Below are 21,571 nucleotides of genomic sequence, written 5' to 3' on the forward strand. Positions count from 1 at the left end.
TAGATAGGCTGTGCTTTGTGCTGGTTACATGCGGCGGGTTCCCCTGCGCACGAGATAGACACAGACGAAGGCGAAGATCGCGGTCCAGACAGTGAAGTTCAGCAGTGCCTGCCACAGAGGCTCATCGGTCGCGTTCCCGTTCGTGTCGAACCCCGTCCCCTCGTACAGCGGATACTTCGCAAGCGTTGCATATCCGTAGAGGGGCGTGAGCTTTCCGATGGTGAGCATGATGCCAGACAGGGGCACGAAGAGGTTGCCGAGGAAGGCGAGGATGACGAGGATGCCGGAGCCGACCGAGGCACCGGTCTCGTTCTTGAACAAGAGCCCGAAGGCCAGGCCGTAGAGGGCGAACATCATCGACCCGACGACAAGAATGATGGCCGACAGAAGCCAGGTCATCCCATCAGCTTCGGACTTGAGAAGGAAACCAAGAAGGTAGATGAGGGCGATAGGGAAAGCCCCCACCGTCATGGCCAGTGCCGTCTTCACACCCACGTACGTGGACTGTTTCATGGGGGTGAGGGCAAGCTGTCGGCCCCAGCCCTGGGTTTTCTCGACGGCCGCCATGCCCGACACGCTGGACGTGGCGGTTGCCGCACCGTAGGCACTCATGGAAATCATGGTGGCCATGGCGATGTTGCCGTTACCGACCCGAACATCCGCCCACTCCATGGTGGAACCGAAGATGATGAACATGAAGGCGGGTAGGGCGATGATGAAGAAGAGGGAGGCGGGGTCGCGGAGGATCCGCTTGATTTCGATCCAATACATGGTGCCGTTCACGATGTCTCCACCTCTTCGGTCAGATCAACGAACGCATCCTCCAGCGAGGGGGCAACGATTTCGAGCCCCGCGACGCCATCGAGTGACAGCAGAAAACGAGCAAGATCGTCGCTATTCGCGCTCTTTGCTTCGAGGAGTCCGTTGTGAATCGAGTACGCAAGATCGGGAAAGGCTTGCGAGAGTCGTGCGTGCACCGCGTTTTCGTCTGCCACCCGGACGGCGAGGAGGCGGATGTCGGTGTGGTGGCGGATCTGTGACATCGGACCATCGGCGACCACCCGGCCGCCGGAAACCAGGATGACTCGCTCCGCGAAGGATTGGGCTTCTTCCAGGTAGTGGGTGGCGAAGATGACGGTGCGCCCCTCCCGGGCCTCCTCCTGCATCGTCGTCCAGAAGGAACGGCGTGCCGTCACATCCATCCCCGATGTCGGCTCATCGAGAATCAACAGGTCGGGGTTTGGAAGGAGTGAGAGCGCGAATTTGAGTCGCTGCTGTTCGCCGCCGGAGCAGAGGGACACTTTGCGATTGGTTAGATGGCCAATACCCGCCCGTTCGAGGACGACGCGGCCGAGCGTGGGGGTGCGGTAGTTGGAGGCTACGTAGTCGATCACTTCCCCGACTTTGAGGTCGTGGAGCAGGCCACCGGTTTGGAGGACCGCGCTAATCTTTCCGTCGCGGATTGCGTCCCTGGGGGAGAGGCCTTCAATCTGAACGCTTCCCGCCGTTGGGTCGGTCAGGTCGAGAACCATGTCGAGTGTCGTGGTCTTGCCGGCCCCGTTAGGGCCGAGAAAGGCAACGATTTCACCCTTGTTAATTGTCAGGTCGATGCCGTCTACGGCCTTGACCTTGCCCCTATTAAAATGCTTCTTGAGATGGTTGATCTGTACTGCCGTCATGGTCGTATCTCCCTGATGTCGGAAGTAAGGTTCTTCCCAGTGTCCAATAATTGGACACAATGCGAAAACGGAAACGCATATTACCCACAAATTCCATTCAACGAACGGCGTTCATGAGGGCGTGCATTTGGCGGCGAATACGAGCTAATGCACCGAGTGTGCCAACAATGGTGGCAGTGAAAATAGGCCGGCTACGCGAACAATCGCTGCAGTGAAACTATTGGGCGCTGCTGGTGAGGCAGGTGGAAGGTGATCAGCCTAGTCGGCGATGACGGTGATCGATTCACCGTGAACGGTGACCGTGTCACCTTCGCCCAACTGCTTGCCGCGCTGCGTGCAGGGAGAGCCGTTGAGGAGGACCTCACCCGTTTCGATGAGTTCGCGGGCGTGAGCACCGGACTCGGCAAGGTTGGCGAGTTTCAGGAACTGGCCAAGTCGGATGGGAAGTCGAACGTTGACCTCAGTCATTGATGAGTTTCTCCTGTGCCTTCTTGCGGAACTTGACCCAGAGGGCGATTGCGACGATGAGGATGATGAGGGTGGCGATGCCGGCCGGAGAGCCCGCGAAGGCCGCGATGAGAGCATTCCACATTGAGAAACCGATCGTGGAATAGATGAGTGCCCACACGAGGCAGCCGGGGAACATGGCGGCCGTATAGTTGATAGGAACCATGCGGGTGAGTCCGGCACTGAGCTGAATGATCGTCTGGAATCCGACCGTCAGAAAAGACAGCGGGATGATGATCCAACCGCGCCTGTGCAGAGTGGCGATTCCATTTGTGACGGCGTCCTTTTGGGACCAGTCGTAGAACGTTCTCCGCCATCCCTCTTCCGGCACGTTCTTCATGAGTCTGGAGGCAATGTAGTAGCCGAGCCAGTAGGTTGCCTGTGCCCGTGTGAAGACGACGACCAGCAGGAAGAGGTAGAGCCAGATGAAGGGGCCTGAGGAGATCGACTCAGGCATCAGCATCTCCGTGGCAGGCCGCGCACACCCCGTAAAGCTCAAAGGTATGGGAGACCCCAACGAAGCCATGCTGAGACGCCGTTCTTTCGGCCCAGTCCTCCAGCTGTGGTGCTTCCACTTCTTGGGTGGAGCCGCACCTGCGGCAAATCAGGTGATGATGGTGGGCTTGACGGAGGCATTTCCGGTAGAGCATCTCTCCATCAGAATCACGCAGGCAGTCCACGTCACCGTCATCGGCAAACAGTTGGAGGGTGCGGTAAACCGTGGCAAGACCAACGTCCTCACCGCGTTCGGTCAGCAGCTCGTGCAGGCCCTGCGCGGAGAGGAACTTATCGGTTGAATCGAGTGTCTCGCGGATAATGGAGCGGGCACGCGTGGAGCGACGGATCGGTTGACCTACGCCGTTCGACAATTTTCACCTCTCAACTCATCATCCATGGTCGGATGAGGATCTTCCACCTTCGATCTTACAAGGAGGGGGCGGGCGAGCGATACGATCGCGTACAACGCCACAGTGAGCGTCACGATCATCGCGCCGGGAGAAAGATCGTACACGTAGGTGATGATCAGGCCGGCCTCGGCAACAATGATGCCGATGATCATGCCGAGCCGCATCGTCATCGTGAACGAACGGGTGACGAGCTGGGCGGTGGCGACGGGGATGACCATGAGGGCTGACACCATAAGAACCCCGACCACCCTCATCGAAATCGCCACCGTCAGTGCCGCGGTGACGGAGATGAGGACCGAGAGAAGCTGCACGGGGATGCCGCTCGCTTTCGCGAACTCCTCGTCGTGACAGAGCGCAAAGAGGGCGGGGCGAAGACCGATGCCGACGAGAATGATGAAGATGGCGAGTCCGAGAGAAAGCCACATGTCCATCGTTGTCACGGTGGAGAGGGAGCCGAACAGGTAGGCGTTGAGGTTGGCGGTCGTACCACCGGCAAGCCCGATCAGGAGAACGCCACCCGCGATGCCGCCATAGAACAGGAGGGCAAGCGCCACGTCACCCGATTCCCTGCCGCGGCTGCGAAGAAATTCGATTGCGAGAGCGCCAACGACGGAGGCAATGATGGCACCGGGAACTGCCCACTGATCCTGCTGGGTTGCTCCAGCAGCTGACGCAGCAAGCCAACCGGCTGCGACACCGGTGAGCGCCATGTGCCCAATGCCGTCACCGAGAAGGGTGAGCCTGCGCTGGACTAGATAGGTGCCCATGATGGGGGCGGAGATGCCAACGATTGCGGCGGTGATGAGAGCGCGCCGCAGGAGGCCATTGCCCCACATTTCACTCAGAATATCGATCACAGCTGTCCCTCCAAGTCCGGTGTCCGATAGGGCAACGCCTCATCTCCGTGCTCGTGGTCGTGCTCGTGGTCAGGATGATCGTGACCCGTTTGGGCAAGCGGTGCTGCTCCCCGGTGCACGATGCGCCCGTGTTCGATAACAATCGTCTTGTCGATCATGGGTGCGAGTTCCTGCAGTTCGTGGAGGACGACGACGATGGTGAGGCCTTCCTCGCGGCGCCGCATGAGCGTCTTCGTGATCTGCTCGCGCGATTGCCGATCCACTCCCGAAAAGGGCTCATCAAGGAACAGGAGTGAGGGCTTGCGAACGAGAGCGCGGGCGAGCATGACTCGCTGCTGCTGGCCACCTGAGAAGGTTTGAACGGATTCGTTTCCGCGGTAGGCGAGCCCTACCTCGTCGAGTGCTTCAAGGGCCTTCTGCTTCGCATTCTTCGCGTGCCGGACGCGTTTGCCGTAGAGAAGGCCCGAGGCAACGACTTCGAGAGCGGTTGCCGGAACTCCCGCCGTGGAAGTGACGCGCTGAGGCGCGTATCCGATCCGTTTCCAGTCAATACTTCGTCCCGGCAGTTCGGCACCGAAAAGCTTGATGGTGCCGGTGTGGGGAAAGATCCCGAGCATGGCCCTGACGAGAGTGGATTTGCCGGATCCGTTGGGGCCGAGGATCCCGAGAGTGGTGCCGGATTCGACCGTGAGATCAATAGTGGACAGAATCTGGGATGCGCCTAGGCGCACCCCAACGTTCGTGAGTTCAACCGCTGTCAACTGCACCCCAATGCACCTTGGAGCTTTGACAAATTCGTTCTCATGATTTCCTCGTAATCGACATCGGGATCTCGCTGGGTGGCCCCAGCATCAAGAATGTCCACGTCCACGCCTGCTTCCTCAGCCAGCACGCTCGTAATCGAGTATTCGGCATCGGAGGTCGCGAAAATTAATGATACTCCTGAGTCGGAAATGAGGTCAGTGACCTCTGCGACACGCCTGGGGGACGGTTCGGTGTCGATCTCCAGTCCGGCGATGCCCTCCTGCTCAAGGTCGTAGGCGTTTGCAAGGTAGCCGAAGGCTTCGTGAGAGACAACGAACGTGCGGGTCTCGCACTGGGACAGCCCGGCATGAAAATCCCCATCAAGCTTCGTCAGATCTGCGACGAGCTGCTCCGCGTTCTGCCGGTACTCCGCGGCGTTCTCGGGATCAATCTCCGCCAGTTGCTCGGCAACGGGCTCTGCCAAAAGCGCCGTTTGGGTGGGGTCTAGCCAAAAGTGGGGGTCGGGACCCGAGTGATCGTGCCCATCATGCGAATGTTCATCAGTAGTTTCTTCCGATGCCTGGTCATCGGAGTGCTCGTCAGCGGTATCCGAGGCGTCGTCATTGTCGTGATCGTGACTATCCGTGTTTTCGGCCGCGCCGTGTTCGTGACCGTCAGCGGAGTCCGCCCCGTCCCCATGATCGTGGTCGGAGTGGTCGATGTTCTCGATGACGTCCACGTAACCCATGGCATCGATGACACGTGCCGGCGCGGTCGCGTCGACCGCGTCGTCCATGGCCGCCTGGTAGCGCGAGGCGTAGAGCACCAGGTCGACACTTTCGAGTTGGGTGACCTGCCTGGGGGAGAGCTCCAGGCTGTGGTCGTCCGAGCCTGCCGGGGTCAGCGACGTGACCGAGACGTAGTCGCCACCCACATGCTCCACCACGTACTGGAGTGGGTAGATGGAGGTGGTGACGGTAATGTCTCCGCCCCCTGCCGTGTCGGTATCGGTTCCGGAGCAGGCTGCGAGGACCAGGGCGAGTGCGCCGAGGGCAGCAACGGACTGTGAATAACGCTTCATGAGAACCATTCTCTCCTTAATGATAATGGTTGTCAATTTGGTGGAGTGCGTTGTGGGACACGGCAGAATGTGGTTTTCGGATCTGTTTCGGGGATACTGGGAGGCGTATGTCAGCATCCGTGCCATCCAGGTACGGGAAACAGAAAGGTTCCCATGGCTACTTCGAAACTCGACAACGTCATTTCTCTCGCGAAGAGGCGAGGCTTCGTCTTTCCCTCCGGTGAGATCTACGGCGGTACCCGCTCGGCATGGGACTACGGGCCGCTCGGTGTGGAGCTCAAGGAAAACATCAAGCGCCAGTGGTGGCGCAACATGGTGCAGGGCCGCGAGGACGTTGTCGGACTCGACTCGTCCATCATCCTCCCGCGCGAGGTCTGGGTTGCCTCCGGTCACGTAGGTGTCTTCTCTGACCCGCTGACCGAATGCCTCAACTGCCACAAGCGTTTCCGCGTGGATCAGATGCAGGAGGAATTCGCCCACAAGAAGGACCTTGAGAACCCGGATGACATTCCCCTGACTGAGCTTGGATGCCCCTCCTGTGGCACGAAGGGCCAGTGGACCGGGCCTCGTGACTTCAACATGATGCTCAAGACGACCCTCGGCCCCGTCGAGGACGAGTCGGGCCTGCACTACCTGCGCCCCGAAACCGCCCAGGGAATCTTCGTCAACTACAACAACGTCATGACCTCGGCACGCCAGAAACCGCCGTTCGGCATCGCCCAGGTCGGAAAGTCGTTCCGTAATGAAATCACCCCGGGTAACTTCATTTTCCGTACCCGCGAATTTGAGCAGATGGAGCTGGAGTTCTTCGTCAAGCCCGGCACCGATGAGGAATGGCACGAGTACTGGCTCCAGTACCGCACGGACTGGTACGTGGATCTCGGCATTAACCGGGACCACCTGCGCCACTACGAACACCCCCAGGAAAAGCTCTCCCACTACTCGAAGCGCACCGTCGATATCGAGTACCTGTTCGGATTCCAGGGTGGCGACTGGGGCGAGCTTGAGGGCGTTGCCAACCGCACCGACTTCGACCTCTCAACCCACACTGAGCACTCGGGTAAGAAGCTCGAGTACTTCGATCAGCAGACCGGTGAACGCTACACCCCGTACGTCATTGAGCCCTCGGCAGGTCTCACGCGTTCGATCATGGCGTTCCTCGTCGAGGCTTACCACGAGGATGAGGCCCCGAACACGAAGGGCGGCGTCGACAAGCGCGTTGTGCTCCGGCTCGACCCGCGACTCGCACCCGTTAAGGCAGCGGTCCTGCCGCTGTCCCGCAAGGAGGAGCTGACCGTTCCCGCGAAGGCGTTCGCTCAGGAACTGCGCGGCATGTTCAACATCGAATATGACGATGCTGGAGCCGTGGGACGCCGCTACCGCCGCCAGGACGAGATCGGCACTCCCTTCTGCATCACCTACGACTTCGATTCGATCGAGGACCAGGCCGTCACCATTCGTGACCGCGACACGATGGCTCAGGAGCGCGTCTCCCTGTCCAAGGTCGCCTCGTACCTCAACGAGCGAATCCCGCGCTAGTGCATTCCCATGAGGACGTGAGCCTCGACAGGGGTACGACAAAACGCATTGCCACCTGGCAGTCGATCATCGTCGTACCCCTGGCGCTCGCCACCCTCATCGGACTCATCCTGCTCTGGCCCCCGTCCAACACCCCGGCCGGATCCATTCCCCTCCTCGCGGACTCGGCACGCCTCGAAAAGGGGCGGATCACGGAGATGGGGGAAGTGGACGAGACCGGAGCCACCCCGGTCCGGATGCTGCTCGAGGGGGATGTCGGGACCGAAGTTCCGGTCCACGTGCCACCCGAAATCATCGTGAACGGGCTGGACGTGGGGGACACCATAGAGGCACTGTTTACTCCGTCTGCGATCGGCACCGGTACGCCCTACGTATTCTGGGATTTTGAACGGGACGTCCCCCTGTGGACTCTCATCGGGCTCTATCTTTTCGTTGTCGCCCTCGTCGCCCGAGGCAAGGGACTGGCTGCGGTCGCGGGGCTTGGACTGTCCCTCGCCGTTGTCGTTCTCTTCATGCTCCCCGCACTGCTCGCAGGGTCGAGCCCGCTCCTCGTTGTCCTCGTCGGGGCAGGGGCGATGATGTTCACCTCGATCTACCTCGCCCACGGCATCTCAATCCGCACCACGACAGCGATTCTTGGCACCGCGGGAGGCCTGCTCGTCACCGGTGTGCTCGCCATTGTCGCCACCGACTTCGCGAACCTGACCGGTACGCTCACCGACTCGGCACTGTCGCTCACCTCCTACAGCATTCAGCTCGACCAGGTACTCGTGTGCGGCATGATTCTCGCCGGCCTCGGTGCTCTCAACGACGTCACCATCACCCAGGTATCAACCGTGTGGGAACTGCGTGCCGCGAACCCGGACGCGACCGTCGCCCAGCTCTACCGGCAGGGTATGGTCATTGGTCGAGATCACATCGCCTCCACGATCTACACGCTCGCCTTCGCCTATGTGGGTACAGCCCTGCCCCTTCTCATGTCCGCAGCCTTACTCGACCGGTCCTTCCTCGCTACACTGTCTACTGGCGAAATCGCGGAAGAGATCGTACGCACCCTCGTTGCCTCGATCGGACTCGTGCTCGCCATCCCACTCACGACCGGAATTGCTGCGAGGCTAGCGCGTGCCTGAACTAAACTTTGGAAACCTGACCGTCACGGACGTTGTCCTGGCGCCCATGGCTGGCGTCACGAACCCGCCCTTCCGCAGGCTCTGCCGCGAAGCGGGCGAGCTCGGTGCCCGCCAGGCCGGATACGAGGGCGTGAGCGGACTCTACGTGTGCGAAATGGTCACCACCCGCGCTCTTGTCGAGAGGCACCCGGAAACGATGCGCATGGTCGAACCGGACCCGGAGGACCCGATCCGCTCCATCCAACTCTACGGAGTAGAACCTAAAACCGTGGGAGCCGCCGTCAAGCTCCTGGCCGACGAGGACCGTGCCGACCACATCGACCTGAATTTTGGATGCCCGGTCCCGAAAGTTACCCGCAAGGGCGGGGGAGCCGCACTTCCCTGGAAAACAGACCTCTTCACCGAGATCGTCACAGCAGCCGTCGACAACTCCGGCGGCATCCCCATCACTATCAAGACCCGCATCGGTATCGACGGCGACCACCAGACGTATTTGGATGCTGGGCGGATCGCGCAGGATGCGGGGGTGGTTGCCATGGCACTCCACGGACGCACCATGGCCCAGCACTACTCGGGTAAAGCCGACTGGGACACGATCGCGACCCTCGTCGACGAACTCGACATCCCGGTCCTCGGCAACGGTGACCTCTTCACCGCGGACGATGCGGACGCGATGAGGGAACACACGGGGTGCGCGGGAATTGTTGTAGGCCGCGGATGCCAGGGCAGGCCCTGGATCTTCACCGATCTCGTTGCCGCTTCCCACGGCTCCACCGTCCGAGCCCGCCCCAGCTTCCGGGAAGTCAGCGCCATCATCCACCGGCACGCCGAATACTCCATTGACCACTTCGGTGACGAGGGACGCGCCATGAGAGAAATGCGCAAGCACATCACCTGGTACCTCAAAGGCTTCGCCATCGGTGGGGAGGCCCGCCGCGACCTCGCACTCGTCTCCACGCTCGCAGAGCTTGACGACCGCCTCGCCGCCATTCCCGACCAGGAGTATCCCGATGCGGCTGACGGTCCCAGGGGGCGTGCCGGCTCTGAGAAGAAACCGCACCTGCCCGAATTCTGGCTCGACTCCCGCCAACTCTCACCCGAGCAAAGCCTCAAGATCCACGCGGCCGAACTCGGCATCTCCGGAGGCTGACACCCCCGCCGGTCTGGCGATGAGAGGACCCGCACTCGGTCCACAGGAACAAGGATGCTCACCCCACCCCGGAAGCGTTGTAAGCTCTAAAGGTGGACTATGACGGCCTTGATGTAGAGCGGTGGGCACCCGAGGGTGCCCACAGTGCCGCCCGCTCCCACTTCGAACGAGACCGGGCACGCGTCCTTCACTCCGCTGCGCTACGCAGACTTGGCGCCAAAACCCAAGTGCTGGGGCCCGCTACCAACGACTTCGTGCGCACCCGGCTCACCCACACTCTCGAAGTTGCACAGATCGGACGTTCGCTCGCCAAATACATGGGAGCTGACCAGGACCTCGTCGAAACCGCCTCGCTCTGCCACGACCTGGGCCACCCGCCGTTTGGGCACAACGGTGAGCGAGCGCTCGCGGAAGTTTCCCAAGACATCGGTGGCTTTGAAGGGAACGCGCAAACACTGCGCCTCATCACCAGGCTGGAACCGAAACGATTCTTCCCCGACGGGAGGCCGGCCGGCATGAACCTCACCCGCGCCACGATCGACGCAACGATCAAATACCCGTGGGGAGCGGGTGAAGGGAAGCGAAAGTTCAACTTCTACGAGGACGATCGCGACGTATACGAGTGGGCTCGGCTGAGCAATGAGGGACAGTGCGTGGAAGCGCAGATGATGGATCTCGCTGACGACATCGGGTACTCGGTTCATGACGTGGAAGATGCGATTGTTCGTGGCCACGTGCATGTCGACACCCTGGCAAACGAGCTCGGCCAGGTCATCGAAGCCACCATCAACTGGTATGGCGGTGACGCGGACCGGCTTGCCGCGGCCTTCGAGCGACTCCAGCCCCTGCTCCCGACGAGCTATGACGGAAGCCAGCGCGATCTTGCGCGCCTGAAAGACTTGACGTCAGACTTTATCGGTCGGTTCCTCACCGCGGTGACAGATGCCTCCCCAACCTCGCTGAGGTATCGGGGCGAGGTCGTTATTCCCGAGGAGATCGCGGACGAGGTCCTGCTCCTCAAGGGCATTGCGGTCACGTACGTCATGGCACCACGGGAACTTGAACCCACCTACCTGTCGCAGCGCTCCGTCCTCTTCGACCTGGTTGACGCCCTGTGGGACCGGCCTGCAGAAATGGATCCCATGTACCTCGACACGTATCGGGAAGCGGGCGACGATGCTGCGAAACTCCGGGCCATCATCGACCAGGTTGCTTCGCTGACCGACCAGTCGGCGATGGGATGGCATGCGCGCCTGTGTGGAATGCTCAGGAGCTCCCTGTGATCCCCAGAGAAGATATCGACAAGGTGCGCGAACGCGTCCGCATCGAAGACATCGTGTCCGACTACGTGTCGTTGCGGAATGCGGGTACGGGTTCGATGAAGGGGCTGTGCCCCTTCCACGATGAAAAGTCCCCGTCTTTCCACGTGCGCCCCCACGTGGGCCGCTGGCACTGCTTCGGATGTGGGGAGGGCGGCGATGTCTTCTCGTTCGTTGAGAAAATTGAACACATCCCGTTCATCGAGGCCGTCCAGTTCCTTGCGCGCAAGGTTGGTGTGGAGCTGCGCGACGAGAAGGGACCGCGTGAGAACAGGGGAGTGACGAGGGCGCGACTCGTTGATGCGCACACGGCAGCCGTCGAGTTCTACCAAGACCAGCTCTCCCGCAACTCTGTTGCCCTCGAATTCTTAACCAATCGGGGTTTCGACCGCGAGGTCATCGACTCGTTCGAAGTCGGATACTCACCAGACTCGTGGGATGAATTGCTTCGCCACCTGCGCGGAAAAGGATTCACCGAGAAGGAGCTCGCCGCAACCGGGCTGTTCTCAAGCGGCACTCGGGGAATGTATGACAGGTTCCGTGGCCGTATCATGTGGCCAATCCATTCGATCACTGGTGAAACCATTGGATTCGGTGCCCGGATCATCGGTGAGGGACAACCCAAGTACCTCAACACCCCCGAAACGCAGCTTTACCAGAAGTCGAAGGTGCTCTACGGGCTGGACAGGGCAAAGAAAGCCGTCAGCACCGACCGTCAGGTCGTCATCGTCGAAGGCTACACAGATGTCATGGCTGCCCACCTGGCAGGAATCACGACTGCGGTCGCAACCTGCGGCACCGCCTTCGGAACTGAACACACGAAGATTGTCCGCCGCCTCATCGGAGACTCGGCATCGCCCTCGGCCGGAGTGCAACTGTCGTCTGGCAGGTCCGTGGGCGGAGAAATTATCTTCACCTTCGATGGTGACGAGGCCGGTCAGAAGGCCGCCCTGCGAGCATACGAAGAAGACCAGTCTTTTGCGGCCCAAACATTCATTGCCGTTGATCGCGCGGGTCGGGACCCGGCCGATGTGCGGCAGCAGGATGGTGATGAGGGGGTGCGCGCCCTCATCGAATCCCGCGAACCACTCTTTGCCTTCGCAATCCGTTCCGTGCTCAAAGGGGCCCGCCTCGAAACAGCCGAGGGACGCGTGGCAGGACTGCGGGCAGCAGCCCCCATGGTCGCGGGCATCCGCGATCAGGTCCTGCGGGGCGAGTACTCGCGGCAGCTGTCTGGCTGGTTGGGGATGGACGAGGACTCGGTGCGTTCCGCTGTTAGAAGCGCGGGCGGCCCCCGAGGCCAAGCGCGGCAAACACCTGCCCAGTTGGCGCCCCGCAATCAGCTTCGGGACCCGATCGAACGGATTGAACGCGAAGCGCTTGAAGTCATCTTGCAGATGCCGAACTATGCTCGAGCGGCCGGGGTTGACGATCTGCCGGCAGAAACATTCGTGGTGCCGGTCCACCGGTCCATCCACGACGCGATCCGGGCAGCGGGCGGTGTTGCCGCCTACGCGGTGAAGGAAGAAGAGCTTGCGGGAAGGGGAGTGCCAGATGCCGCCTCGAAGGCAAGCAACTGGTTCGTCGACGAAGTCTCCTCCCAGGCCGAACCCGAAGTGGTGGCTGCGATCTCCCAAATTTCGGTTGCGCCACTTCCGCAACGCGACCCGGAAGGGCTGTGGACCTATGCTCGGGGAATCATCTTGTCCCTTCTCAGGCTTGGTGTGACCCGTCAAATCGGTGAAATCCGGGGCAGGCTTCAGCGCACGGATCCCGAACACGACGATTACGAGGCACTCTTTGCCAGGCTCATGCAGCTCGAACAACAAAAGCGAGCCTACGAAGAGGCGTAGCGTGGACACAGGTCAAGCTTGGGTAGGGTGCCCGTGAATTTGTTCACCGAATCTATAGAATTGGTTTGACTCCTGTGTGATTTTTGTATTTGCCGAGCTCTCTGAATGGACTTCACGCGGAGCTGTGCATCTTAGCTTGATAGTGGCCGTACCAGCAGTCAGTCGCAAACCCTCGGTCATTTCCTAGTGTGTGCACTCGACTGTTTGTCCAATGTTGGTTTTTTGTTAATGTACGTACACAAAATTTGGATTTCTGCCCCGCAGTGTAAACTTCAAGAATTTTAAAGTTATTTGTCCTCACTCTCCTTCATAATGAAGTTGTGTTTAATACACGCTGACTCACATTGGAGAGAATGATGATACGAAGAGGTATTGCCGCAACCGCGGCAATTGCTCTGACTACGAGTGGTATTGGTTTACTATCGGTAGCCGCGGTGGCTGCTGATGAGGCTAGATATCTGCCGGCGTCAGAGATTACTTGGACAAGCACCCCGGAAGAAGAAACCGCTAGTTATAACGTATGGCACTTCGACCCCAGTTCGACGGTCGCGGCCGAGCAGAAGCTCAATGGTCTCCTCGTCAAGGCGGGAGAGCGCGCTCTCATCGTTGAGGGAACCGGCAACGATGTTGTGGAAAATGGCGGACAGCCCGTCGATGCCACGAGTGTGACCGACCTTGCCTCGAGCCTAGATGTGGTCACCTCGCACCCCAACCTGGTTCACTACCAGATTCCGGTCTTTTATGGCTGGGGTGAAGAGGGTATAGCACCCAAATTCACGACCCTGCGCAAGCAGGTAAGCGCGGAAGACGATAAATGGGTGAGTTCCGCAGCCATCGATGCTGATGGCGATGGCACCCCTGAAATTGCGCACAATGCCACCTACAACATTACCGAGATTGCCGATGCCCTCGACGAGGCGGGCGGTGACAACGTCACGCCGATCGCCGCGGGATTCATTATTGACAAGGTCGATACTGACGTTCTCGTTTCGTCTTTCACCGCAAACGGTGAGCAGGTGAAGTTCTATGGCGCTCCCGTTGCGGACAGCTACACGGGTGAGGCGCAGACGCTCGTCCACCAGCAGATTCGTCCCGATGAGGCCGTGTACAACGGTTGGCACCAGGGACACGAGCCCGCTCGTGGAGAGTACGTCACCGTCATGGAGAACGGTGTCCCGGCAGGACTCAAGCTGACCCGGGACGTCCAGATCCTCAACGGCCTGGGTGACGACCTGGCTCTGGTGAATGCGCTCGAGCTGGCTCGTACGATGGAAGTTGAAGTTGCCGAGGGGTCTTCCCCGGTATGGTCGCAGATCCCGATCTTTGCGTTCCAGGATGGCGTGCTTGGTGATGGCCAGTTCACGACACTGCGCGCACAGATCCCCGCATCGGGCAAGCTCGCCGATGCCGAAGCGTGGGTTTCCAGCCGAGACATCAAGGATGCCACCGGCGCGATCATTATCAAGTCCGGCGAAGCTCTGTCGTTCGATGAGCTTCTCAGCAAGATCGACAACCATGCAGTTATTGGATACGGCTTCCTCACGAGCGGAGCAAACGCCAATGCGACCGTTCGCTCTGTCACGTTTGATGGTGTGACAACGTCGTTCTACCAGGAGCAGGCTGCCTGGGAGGCGGATGACGTGTACGTCCCGCTGTCGGCAATTGTTCCGACCTCCAACGCAGCGGAAGAAACCGAGAACTACAATGTCTGGCACTTCGACCCCAGCTCAACGACGGATGCTGACCAGAAGCGCAACGGCATCGTCGTTCCGCAGGGCGAACGCGCCCTCATCGTTGAAGGTAACGGCAACGACCTAGTCGGTCCCACCGGAGCATTGGCAGACAGTACAGCGATCCCTGCTCTTATTGAAAGCCTGGAGATCGTGACGTCCAACGATGCGCTCGTTCACTACCAGATCCCACTTCGCTTCGACTACAACGAGGAAATGGGATCCTGGAACTGGGCCACACTTCGCCAGCGTGCAGATGCTGATAACGATCAGTGGATCAGCTCCCGCGCCATTGGCACCGACATCAAGGCAAACACCGCCTACCCGATCGACGAGATCGTCGCAGCACTGAATTCGTACGGCGATGCCCGCGTCATTGCAGCCGGATTTATCATTGACAAGCCCTCCGAGGATGTCCTCATTTCATCCTTCTCCGCGAAGGACGTGACGACATACTTCTACGAGGCAGATGAAGCAACGGGAAGCTACGACGGGGCAGACGAGTTCGTCATTGACGAGCAGATTCGTCCCGACGAAGAAGCCTATCCAGGATGGCACGATGGCCACCCGAACCCGGGAACCTATGAGACGGTCTACCGTGGCCCCCAAGCCAATGGCGTCCAGCTTGAAGGAACCGTCCAGCTCATCAACGGATTCGAACCCGAGAACTTCATCCAGAATGGTGTGGAGCTGGCTTCCACCCTTGAAGTTGATATCGCATCCGGTGACGATCCGGTCTTCGCGCAGATCCCGATCTTCTACTACCCAGACGGCAGCCTGAACGAGAAGTTCACGACCATCCGAACAGAGTTCAACGAGTCTGGAATCATCTCTGAGGATGCCCAGTGGACCACTTCGCAGAACATCGTTGACTCGAACGGCGACGTTGTCATTGCCAAGAACACCAGTGCATCACTGGCTGACATCAAGGCAGCGCTCGGTAAGCACGATGTTCTCGCGTACGGGATTCTCACGTGGGAATCCGGCCCCGTCGTCATCAACTCCATCACCTTCGATGGTGTAACCACGAGCTTTGTTGGTAACGCGGTAGCGGTTGCACCCGAAGCCCCGACCCAGTCCGGTGACAATGGTGAAACCATTACGATCCCGACGGTTGACGGAGTCGAATACCTCGTCGGTGGCGAAGTGCAGACAGGCGAGATTACTCTGAACATCGGTGAGAGTGTGACCGTCACGGCACGCGCTGCAGACGGCTACGCATTCGAAGACGGAGCTGTCACCGAGTGGACGCTCTCCTACATCAACACCGTTGTCGAGGCAGAAGCGCCAACGCTTGAGGACAATGTCGTGACGATTCCGACCGTTGAGGGTGTCGAATACCTTCTCGATGGGGAGACCGTCACAGGCGACATCACTCTGCTCGTTGGGCAGACAATTGAGATTACGGCACGTGCTATCGACGGCTACGAGCTTCAGGGCGATGCTGACTGGTCGTTCACCTATGTGAATACCCAGATCACGGCAACCGCTCCGGCCTTTGAGGACAACACGATCACGATCCCCGTGGTTGAAGGCGTGGAATACCTCGTTGACGGCGAAGCCGTCACGGGTGACATCACCGTGCCGATCGATTCGACAGTGACCGTGACCGCGCAGGCAACCGCCGGATACGACCTTGTCGGTACCACCTCGTGGGACTTTGACTATGTCGACGTGATCGTCACAGCCACGGCCCCGACCTTCGAGAACAATGCCATCTCCATCCCTGTGTTCGACGGTGTGGAGTATGTGGTTGATGGCGAGGTTGTCACAGGTTCGGTCGCGGTTGAGATTGGTGAAACCGTTGAGGTGACTGCTCGCGCGATTGCCGGTTATGAGCTTGCTGGGGATTCGGCTGCTAGCTGGTCGTTTGCTTACGTGAATGTCGTGGTTGGGGCGAAGGCTCCGGCCTTAGAGGACAACACGATCACCATTCCTGTGGTCGAGGGCGTCGAGTACGTGGTTGACGGCGAGGTCGTTTCTGGCACGGTCGAAATCACGAAGGACACGACTGTCACGGCTCGTGCGATCGAGGGCTATGTCCTCGCAGAGGACTCAGTTACGGAGTGGGACTTCAAGTACGTTGCTCCGATCGTTGAGGTCACCGCGGTGGCCCCGGCCTTTGAGGACAACACGATCACGATCCCTGTGGTTGAGGGTGTTGAGTACCTGGTTGACGGCAAGGTCGTGTCCGGATCGGTCGCGGTTGAGATTAGTGAAACCGTTGAAGTCACCGCTCGCGCGATTGCCGGTTATGAGCTTGCTGAGGATTCGGCTGATAGTTGGTCCTTCACCTACGTCAACGACTCAGTGACAGCTGTTGCGCCGACGCTGCTCGGTAAGACAGTCACCATCCCGAACGTTAAGGGCGTCGAGTATGTCATTAACGGAAAGGTTGTGACTGGCACCTACGATCTCGCAAACGGACAGACGGTGACCGTCACCGCTCGCGCAGTGCCCGGTTACGACCTGTTGGGAACCTCCTCCTGGAAGTTCAGCTACTCGGCAGTTGCCAAGGGCAATATCTTCTACATCCTGAACTCGTGGAATAAGCCCACCGAGGACTTCCGTTTTGCATACGGGCGTCAGGGAGATGAAGTGTTCGTGGGTGACTGGGATGGTGATGGCTACGACACGCTCGCAGTCCGTCGCGGCAACACCTTCTTTGTGAACAATGAGTTGCGTGGCGGAAACGCCGACAGCCCGTTCAAGTACGGCCGCGTCAACGACCAAGTGCTTGTTGGTGATTGGAACGGCGACGGCAAGGACACCTTCGGTATCCGCCGTGGCAATACGTTCCACCTGAAGAACAGCCTTGCCGGTGGCAACGCCGACGCGTCGTTCAACTACGGTCGTACCACCGATGAAGTTTTCATCGGTGACTGGGACGGTGACAAGAAGGACACGGTGACAGTACGCCGTGGCAACACCTTCCATGTCAGCAATTCCTTTACCGGCGGAAATGCTGCGCGGTCCTACACCTACGGGCGAGTGACCGACGATGCAATCGCAGGTGACTGGAACGGCGACGGTAAGGACACCATGTCACTCCGTCGTGGAAACACCTACATCATCAACAATGGACTCACTGGCGGCAATGCGGGTACTTCGATCCGATACGGTCGTGCAAATGACAACGTCATCATTGGCGACTGGAACGGCGACGGCATCGATACGATTGCTGTGAACCGTTACGTTGGCTGATTCCTAAACCAACACGTGAGGGGTGCTGGCAGCGAAACTGCAACCAGCACCCCTCAACTCATTTGTAACCCCGGTGAATGAAAGCGAATTGCTCGCCTGTTTCCCATTTATTGCTCGACCGGGGGAGCTAGATACTAGAGGTCCGGCAGGTTCTCAGCCAGATAGGGAAGTGCCCGCGATGTGCCGATGTAAACGTGGAGGTCGGCAAACTTATCGCCGCGAGTATCGCCACGATTAATGATGGCAATCGGTTTGCTGTCCCGATGAGCTTCCCGAACGTATCGCAAGGCCGACGCGACAGCGAGCGAGCTTCCAGCCACAAGAACAGCGTCAGACTCGGAAACAATGGCACGTGCCTCAGCCGTGTCCTCGGGGCGGACCGTGCCACCGAAGAAGACAACGTCCGTGCGGAGAATACCGCCACAGATCGGGCAGTCCGCAACGACAAATCCTGACGTCTGCTCAATAGCCGCATCAGCATCGGGAGCAATCTCAACATCATCAATGTGACGCTCTGCCCATCCCGGATTCAGTTCTGTCAAGATCACGTTCAGCTCGGAACGCGGCATGATCATGCCGCATTGAGTGCAGGTGACCCGGTCCCCTCGACCGTGGAGATTCACTAGACGCTTTGTTCCCGCCGCACCATGTAGCATGTCAACGTTTTGCGTAATGATCCCGGTGACGATTCCGCGTTCTTCGAGGAATGCGAGTGCCCGGTGGCCGACATTTGGCTTCGCCTTGTAGGGGTGCCGCCACCCTACGTGATTCCGTGCCCAATAGTGGGAGCGGAAGGATTCAGAGGCCATGAACTGCTGAATTGTCATGGGGTTGCGGGGTGGAGAGCCGGGGGACCGATAATCTGGCAATCCCGAATCCGTCGAGATTCCCGCGCCGGTAATAACCGCGAGCTTCTTGCGTTCGAGGAGCCGCAATGCTGGTGCTAGGGCCTCCGCTAAGTTGGTAGGCTCTGGCCGAGCAGCATCAGCCGGTGGTGCTTCGATGTTCTTGATACGAAGCCGCGGGGCTGCGCCGTTCGGAAAGTAATCCTCGATCGAGTTGGCCATGGGAATTACTGTAGCGGACGGTCTCCTTCGACACGGTCGCACAGATCGCTGTTCGTTATTGGCGAGCTGACAGCGAAAACCGCCATCCCAGGATCCTCATGCGCTCCTCATCTGTCTGTCCTAAAGGGTGCCTAGTGTTCCTAATCATGATGAGAGATATTCGTGCCAAGGTGCGAGAGAACATGGGGTCCCGGTTCACCCGAGTCTGGTGGATCGCACTGTTTGGTATGTGTCACCCTCATTGTCGGGGTTCTGATTTTGGACATGATGCACCGCCTGCACCACGTGCGCGGCATGTTCCCCTTCGCCGGCCACCACTGGTTTGATTCCGATGCGGACCGGAGCCTGTCGGAAATGATCGGATACATCCAGTCCCTGGCCTCGGCGTGGCTCATTCTGTTCTTGGCGGTCGCAGTCAAGAAAGGTTGGACCCACATTGTTCTTGGCCAAACCATGATCCTCATCGTTCTCGACGACTACCTCCGGATTCACGAGGAGCTTCGTGGCACCTTTATTGACCTGCTGAGCCTCGAACCCATGTGGGGCTTGAGAGCTGAAGATCTCGGCGAGCTACTTGCCTGGCTGTTCCTCGGCATTCCGATTCTCATCTCTGCAGTTCTGGCATGGAAGTATTCGGGTAGGAGAGCACGCAATCAAACCAAGTACTTTATAGCAGGACTTGGATTCCTGCTTTTCTTCGCTGTCGTCATTGACATGATTGCGATTCTTCTTGGTGGGATAGGGATCGAAGCTGGTGCGCTCGGATGGCAGGGGAGGGCGTACTACGTCCTGACCATCTCAGAGTCGGGTGGTGAACTTGCTGGGCAGTCAATAATTTTCGTCACGACCCTGTTCTTTGCCCTTCAATACCTCAATCGAGCTGCAACTCGCTCGGAGTCCGACGAAAGACTCGATGCCGAGTCGCAGGTAATGAATTTGAATGGCAGGGATAATTAGCGAACGCATTGCCTAGGGAGATGCTTGGTCTCTATAAGCCAACGTGGTTGTCGAAGAACTTCAGAAAAAACCGATAGAGAGTTCCATTCAGCCGGCATTCCTATTGGACCAACAACTTCGTCAGTCTCAATCGTGGAAGATGGTCTGACTGAGGGGGTCCCAAAGTGAAGTTGCGGTACCACCAAAGCAGATTTATCCCAGTGCCCCCAACAGGACTCGAACCTGTGACCCATGGATTATGAGTCCACTGCTCTAACCGACTGAGCTATAGGGGCAACGCATACATTCTAGAGGACCAATGCGACGTTGAGAAAACGAAGCGCATGCCTCCGGTCTGGAAGTGGATCTCTCTGTTGTGTGGCAACGTGTGTGTGGCAACGTGCTCGGTTGTCTGAGAGGCCGAGAGCCCCCGTTAGGGTACTCGGATTAATCTCATTCACATTCCTCCGGCTCAAGTTCATTGTCTTGAATAGCTTATTTCAAGTCATAGTGCTTGAACGGTTGTGAAGCTAGCTAAGTTTCCGGAGAAGGTGGCGATACGGGGAGCTCTTGCAAGCTGCATTCTCGAAGTACACGAATTCCGTGCTTAGGAATTGTGGATGTCACGGCCTTTCAACAGCCTCAGGCTCGCGAGGTAGAGGACGATGGTGAGGGCGATCACGATTGCCAGCGGTAAGACCTTTAACTCGCTGTATGGGAGCAGGGGAGTGTGCGTGAAGCGAGAGAAATTACTCAACCATTGCGGGGTTTTGATGAGTTCCCCAAGGAAGAGGTCAAAGTCGATAAAGAACACGAGGATCCAGGAATAAGGGGTAAACCTCGGGTTGTGGGAATCTCGAGATCGCGTTCCGGTTCACGAATCTTCCGCAGTTTCTCGACCTCCTCACCCCAGTTGTGGAGCACCGTGGCGCGAGCAATTTCATTCCGAATATTGAAGTAAAGCCCGTGCGCCCTCATCCGCGACACATCCGTCGGATCCCACTTCGCTGGTTCGTACTGGAGGGCCCTGAACTCGAGCGGTGCTTCAATGACACCGGATTCGATGAGGGAGATATAGGCGTTGATACCAGCGGTGAACGCTTCTGCCACCGATTTGGTTGAATTGGCATACGCAAGCCACTCCGCACGCATGTCACCACGGTAAATAAACTTCTTCGCTGCCCGGTCGTATGGAACGAGACGTTCTCCGAACACTTCAGCTAGGAGTCCGAGACTCCGGCGCCTGTGAAAGTCGAGTTGCCACAGGCGGTGTCGAGCGGCGTTGAAACCCTGAGCGAAATAAACGTCATGGGTGGTGTTTGCGTATATGTGGGGCACGCCCACCTGTCGATTCGAATCTCTACATCGTCATCCAGTCCGGGGACTGTGTGCACTGCATCCGTCAAGGTGCCTCCGAAAGTCATCGTTGATTGTCGGGAGCCGCTGTTGCCTATGCCACATCGGCCTGCCATGCAGGTTAGCCGAAAGGCCTCACTGAAACATGCCAAATGTATACACCACGTCTATTTCGAAGAAATGCCTCGTGACGTTATGTGCAATCTGATGGGGTGATACTGGCCCGGGGTTAAACTGCTTTGAAATCTCCGAGATTCCTATGAAACCCCTTGGTACCATCGGTGTCACCGTGAGTTCGGCGGATTTTTCGCATCGTTTTAGGCCTTCCGAATTGTCAGAAATGTGCCCCCATTTTGCAGTTAGGGGTAACTTGGACGTATTCCCAGGGACGTTGGCACGGCGTGCATATGTACTTCGTCTTTGCCCAAGCAAAGATTGACCCAACGCAAGTCGAAGCCGGATCTCCGAGTTTCTAAAAACGTTTTCGAACGACTTTATGTATCTCGGTGCC

17 protein-coding genes and 1 tRNA gene are annotated in these 21,571 nt (G+C 58.7%); 7 read left to right on the plus strand and 11 right to left on the minus strand.

What is annotated here, in order from left to right; translation table 11 throughout:
* Positions 1-24: 24 nt before the first annotated feature.
* The 8 genes from BN1241_RS09950 to BN1241_RS09985 all read right to left on the minus strand — a co-directional run bounded on the left by BN1241_RS09950 (position 25) and on the right by BN1241_RS09985 (position 5,776).
* On the minus strand, positions 25-783 hold the full coding sequence (locus BN1241_RS09950) for an ABC transporter permease (protein WP_054953438.1): 759 nt from the start codon (positions 781-783) through the stop codon (positions 25-27).
* Entirely contained in the window at positions 780-1,679 is a 900-nt protein-coding gene (locus BN1241_RS09955) for an ABC transporter ATP-binding protein (protein WP_054953439.1), read from the minus strand. Before BN1241_RS09955 ends, BN1241_RS09950 begins: the two co-directional genes overlap by 4 nt.
* A gap of 258 nt (positions 1,680-1,937) precedes the next feature.
* Positions 1,938-2,147 carry an RNA-binding S4 domain-containing protein gene (locus BN1241_RS09960; protein WP_054953440.1) on the minus strand — a complete coding sequence of 70 codons (210 nt, stop codon included), beginning with the start codon at positions 2,145-2,147 and terminating at the stop codon, positions 1,938-1,940.
* Positions 2,140-2,643 (minus strand): DedA family protein, encoded by a 504-nt coding sequence (locus BN1241_RS09965; RefSeq protein ID WP_054953441.1) that lies wholly within the window; start codon positions 2,641-2,643, stop codon positions 2,140-2,142. The genes BN1241_RS09960 and BN1241_RS09965 overlap by 8 nt, the downstream gene beginning before the upstream one ends.
* Positions 2,636-3,055 (minus strand): Fur family transcriptional regulator, encoded by a 420-nt coding sequence (locus BN1241_RS09970; protein WP_315968844.1) that lies wholly within the window; start codon positions 3,053-3,055, stop codon positions 2,636-2,638. The genes BN1241_RS09965 and BN1241_RS09970 overlap by 8 nt, the downstream gene beginning before the upstream one ends.
* The gene (locus BN1241_RS09975) at positions 3,040-3,951 is read right to left on the minus strand and encodes a metal ABC transporter permease (RefSeq protein ID WP_082418311.1); all 912 of its coding nucleotides are present in this window, start codon (positions 3,949-3,951) and stop codon (positions 3,040-3,042) included. The genes BN1241_RS09970 and BN1241_RS09975 overlap by 16 nt, the downstream gene beginning before the upstream one ends.
* A complete protein-coding gene (locus BN1241_RS09980) occupies positions 3,948-4,718 on the minus strand; it encodes a metal ABC transporter ATP-binding protein (protein ID WP_222704441.1) in 771 nt (256 codons plus the stop codon). The genes BN1241_RS09975 and BN1241_RS09980 overlap by 4 nt, the downstream gene beginning before the upstream one ends.
* Positions 4,709-5,776, minus strand: coding sequence for a metal ABC transporter substrate-binding protein (locus BN1241_RS09985; protein WP_187117628.1), 1,068 nt, complete (start codon positions 5,774-5,776; stop codon positions 4,709-4,711). Before BN1241_RS09985 ends, BN1241_RS09980 begins: the two co-directional genes overlap by 10 nt.
* Positions 5,777-5,929: 153 nt before the next feature.
* Between BN1241_RS09985 and BN1241_RS09990 the strand changes: the two genes are divergently transcribed.
* The 6 genes from BN1241_RS09990 (at position 5,930) to BN1241_RS10015 (ending at position 17,701) form a co-directional block, all read left to right on the plus strand.
* Positions 5,930-7,315: a glycine--tRNA ligase gene (locus BN1241_RS09990; protein ID WP_054953443.1), complete on the plus strand. Its 1,386-nt coding sequence runs from the start codon at positions 5,930-5,932 to the stop codon at positions 7,313-7,315.
* 17 nt (positions 7,316-7,332) lie between these two features.
* Positions 7,333-8,445, plus strand: coding sequence for a YibE/F family protein (locus tag BN1241_RS09995; protein ID WP_054953881.1), 1,113 nt, complete (start codon positions 7,333-7,335; stop codon positions 8,443-8,445).
* Positions 8,438-9,595 (plus strand): tRNA dihydrouridine synthase DusB, encoded by a 1,158-nt coding sequence (gene dusB / locus BN1241_RS10000; protein WP_054953444.1) that lies wholly within the window; start codon positions 8,438-8,440, stop codon positions 9,593-9,595. Before BN1241_RS09995 ends, dusB begins: the two co-directional genes overlap by 8 nt.
* Positions 9,596-9,687: 92 nt before the next feature.
* The gene (locus BN1241_RS10005; protein WP_054953445.1) at positions 9,688-10,878 is read left to right on the plus strand and encodes a deoxyguanosinetriphosphate triphosphohydrolase; all 1,191 of its coding nucleotides are present in this window, start codon (positions 9,688-9,690) and stop codon (positions 10,876-10,878) included.
* Positions 10,875-12,767: a DNA primase gene (gene dnaG, locus BN1241_RS10010; protein WP_230198305.1), complete on the plus strand. Its 1,893-nt coding sequence runs from the start codon at positions 10,875-10,877 to the stop codon at positions 12,765-12,767. Before BN1241_RS10005 ends, dnaG begins: the two co-directional genes overlap by 4 nt.
* A gap of 353 nt (positions 12,768-13,120) precedes the next feature.
* Positions 13,121-17,701, plus strand: coding sequence for an RHS repeat domain-containing protein (locus tag BN1241_RS10015; protein ID WP_147599400.1), 4,581 nt, complete (start codon positions 13,121-13,123; stop codon positions 17,699-17,701).
* Between the two features lie 134 nt (positions 17,702-17,835).
* On the opposite strand, the gene BN1241_RS10020 is transcribed toward BN1241_RS10015, so the two are convergent.
* Positions 17,836-18,768 carry a Sir2 family NAD-dependent protein deacetylase gene (locus tag BN1241_RS10020; protein ID WP_082418314.1) on the minus strand — a complete coding sequence of 311 codons (933 nt, stop codon included), beginning with the start codon at positions 18,766-18,768 and terminating at the stop codon, positions 17,836-17,838.
* A 264-nt stretch (positions 18,769-19,032) separates the two neighbouring features.
* Between BN1241_RS10020 and BN1241_RS10025 the strand changes: the two genes are divergently transcribed.
* The gene (locus BN1241_RS10025; RefSeq protein WP_054953448.1) at positions 19,033-19,725 is read left to right on the plus strand and encodes a hypothetical protein; all 693 of its coding nucleotides are present in this window, start codon (positions 19,033-19,035) and stop codon (positions 19,723-19,725) included.
* A 201-nt stretch (positions 19,726-19,926) separates the two neighbouring features.
* Here BN1241_RS10025 and BN1241_RS10030 read toward each other — a convergent pair.
* Both BN1241_RS10030 and BN1241_RS10035 read right to left on the minus strand, forming a co-directional pair.
* Positions 19,927-20,000: transfer RNA gene (locus tag BN1241_RS10030), tRNA-Ile, on the minus strand.
* A gap of 457 nt (positions 20,001-20,457) precedes the next feature.
* Positions 20,458-21,048 (minus strand): penicillin acylase family protein, encoded by a 591-nt coding sequence (locus BN1241_RS10035; protein ID WP_077138357.1) that lies wholly within the window; start codon positions 21,046-21,048, stop codon positions 20,458-20,460.
* Positions 21,049-21,571: the final 523 nt, after the last annotated feature.

The organism is Flaviflexus massiliensis, from assembly GCF_001375495.1.
GTDB lineage: Bacteria > Actinomycetota > Actinomycetes > Actinomycetales > Actinomycetaceae > Flaviflexus > Flaviflexus massiliensis.

Coding starts and splice junctions, on each gene's coding strand:
- BN1241_RS09955 (WP_054953439.1), bottom strand. CDS start 1,679: ATGACGGCAGTACAGATCAACCATCTCAAGAAGCATTTTAATAGGGGC.
- BN1241_RS09960 (WP_054953440.1), bottom strand. CDS start 2,147: ATGACTGAGGTCAACGTTCGACTTCCCATCCGACTTGGCCAGTTCCTG.
- BN1241_RS09965 (WP_054953441.1), bottom strand. CDS start 2,643: ATGCCTGAGTCGATCTCCTCAGGCCCCTTCATCTGGCTCTACCTCTTC.
- BN1241_RS09985 (WP_187117628.1), bottom strand. CDS start 5,776: ATGAAGCGTTATTCACAGTCCGTTGCTGCCCTCGGCGCACTCGCCCTG.
- BN1241_RS09990 (WP_054953443.1), top strand. CDS start 5,930: ATGGCTACTTCGAAACTCGACAACGTCATTTCTCTCGCGAAGAGGCGA.
- BN1241_RS10015 (WP_147599400.1), top strand. CDS start 13,121: ATGATGATACGAAGAGGTATTGCCGCAACCGCGGCAATTGCTCTGACT.
- BN1241_RS10020 (WP_082418314.1), bottom strand. CDS start 18,768: ATGGCCAACTCGATCGAGGATTACTTTCCGAACGGCGCAGCCCCGCGG.
- BN1241_RS10025 (WP_054953448.1), top strand. CDS start 19,033: ATGATGCACCGCCTGCACCACGTGCGCGGCATGTTCCCCTTCGCCGGC.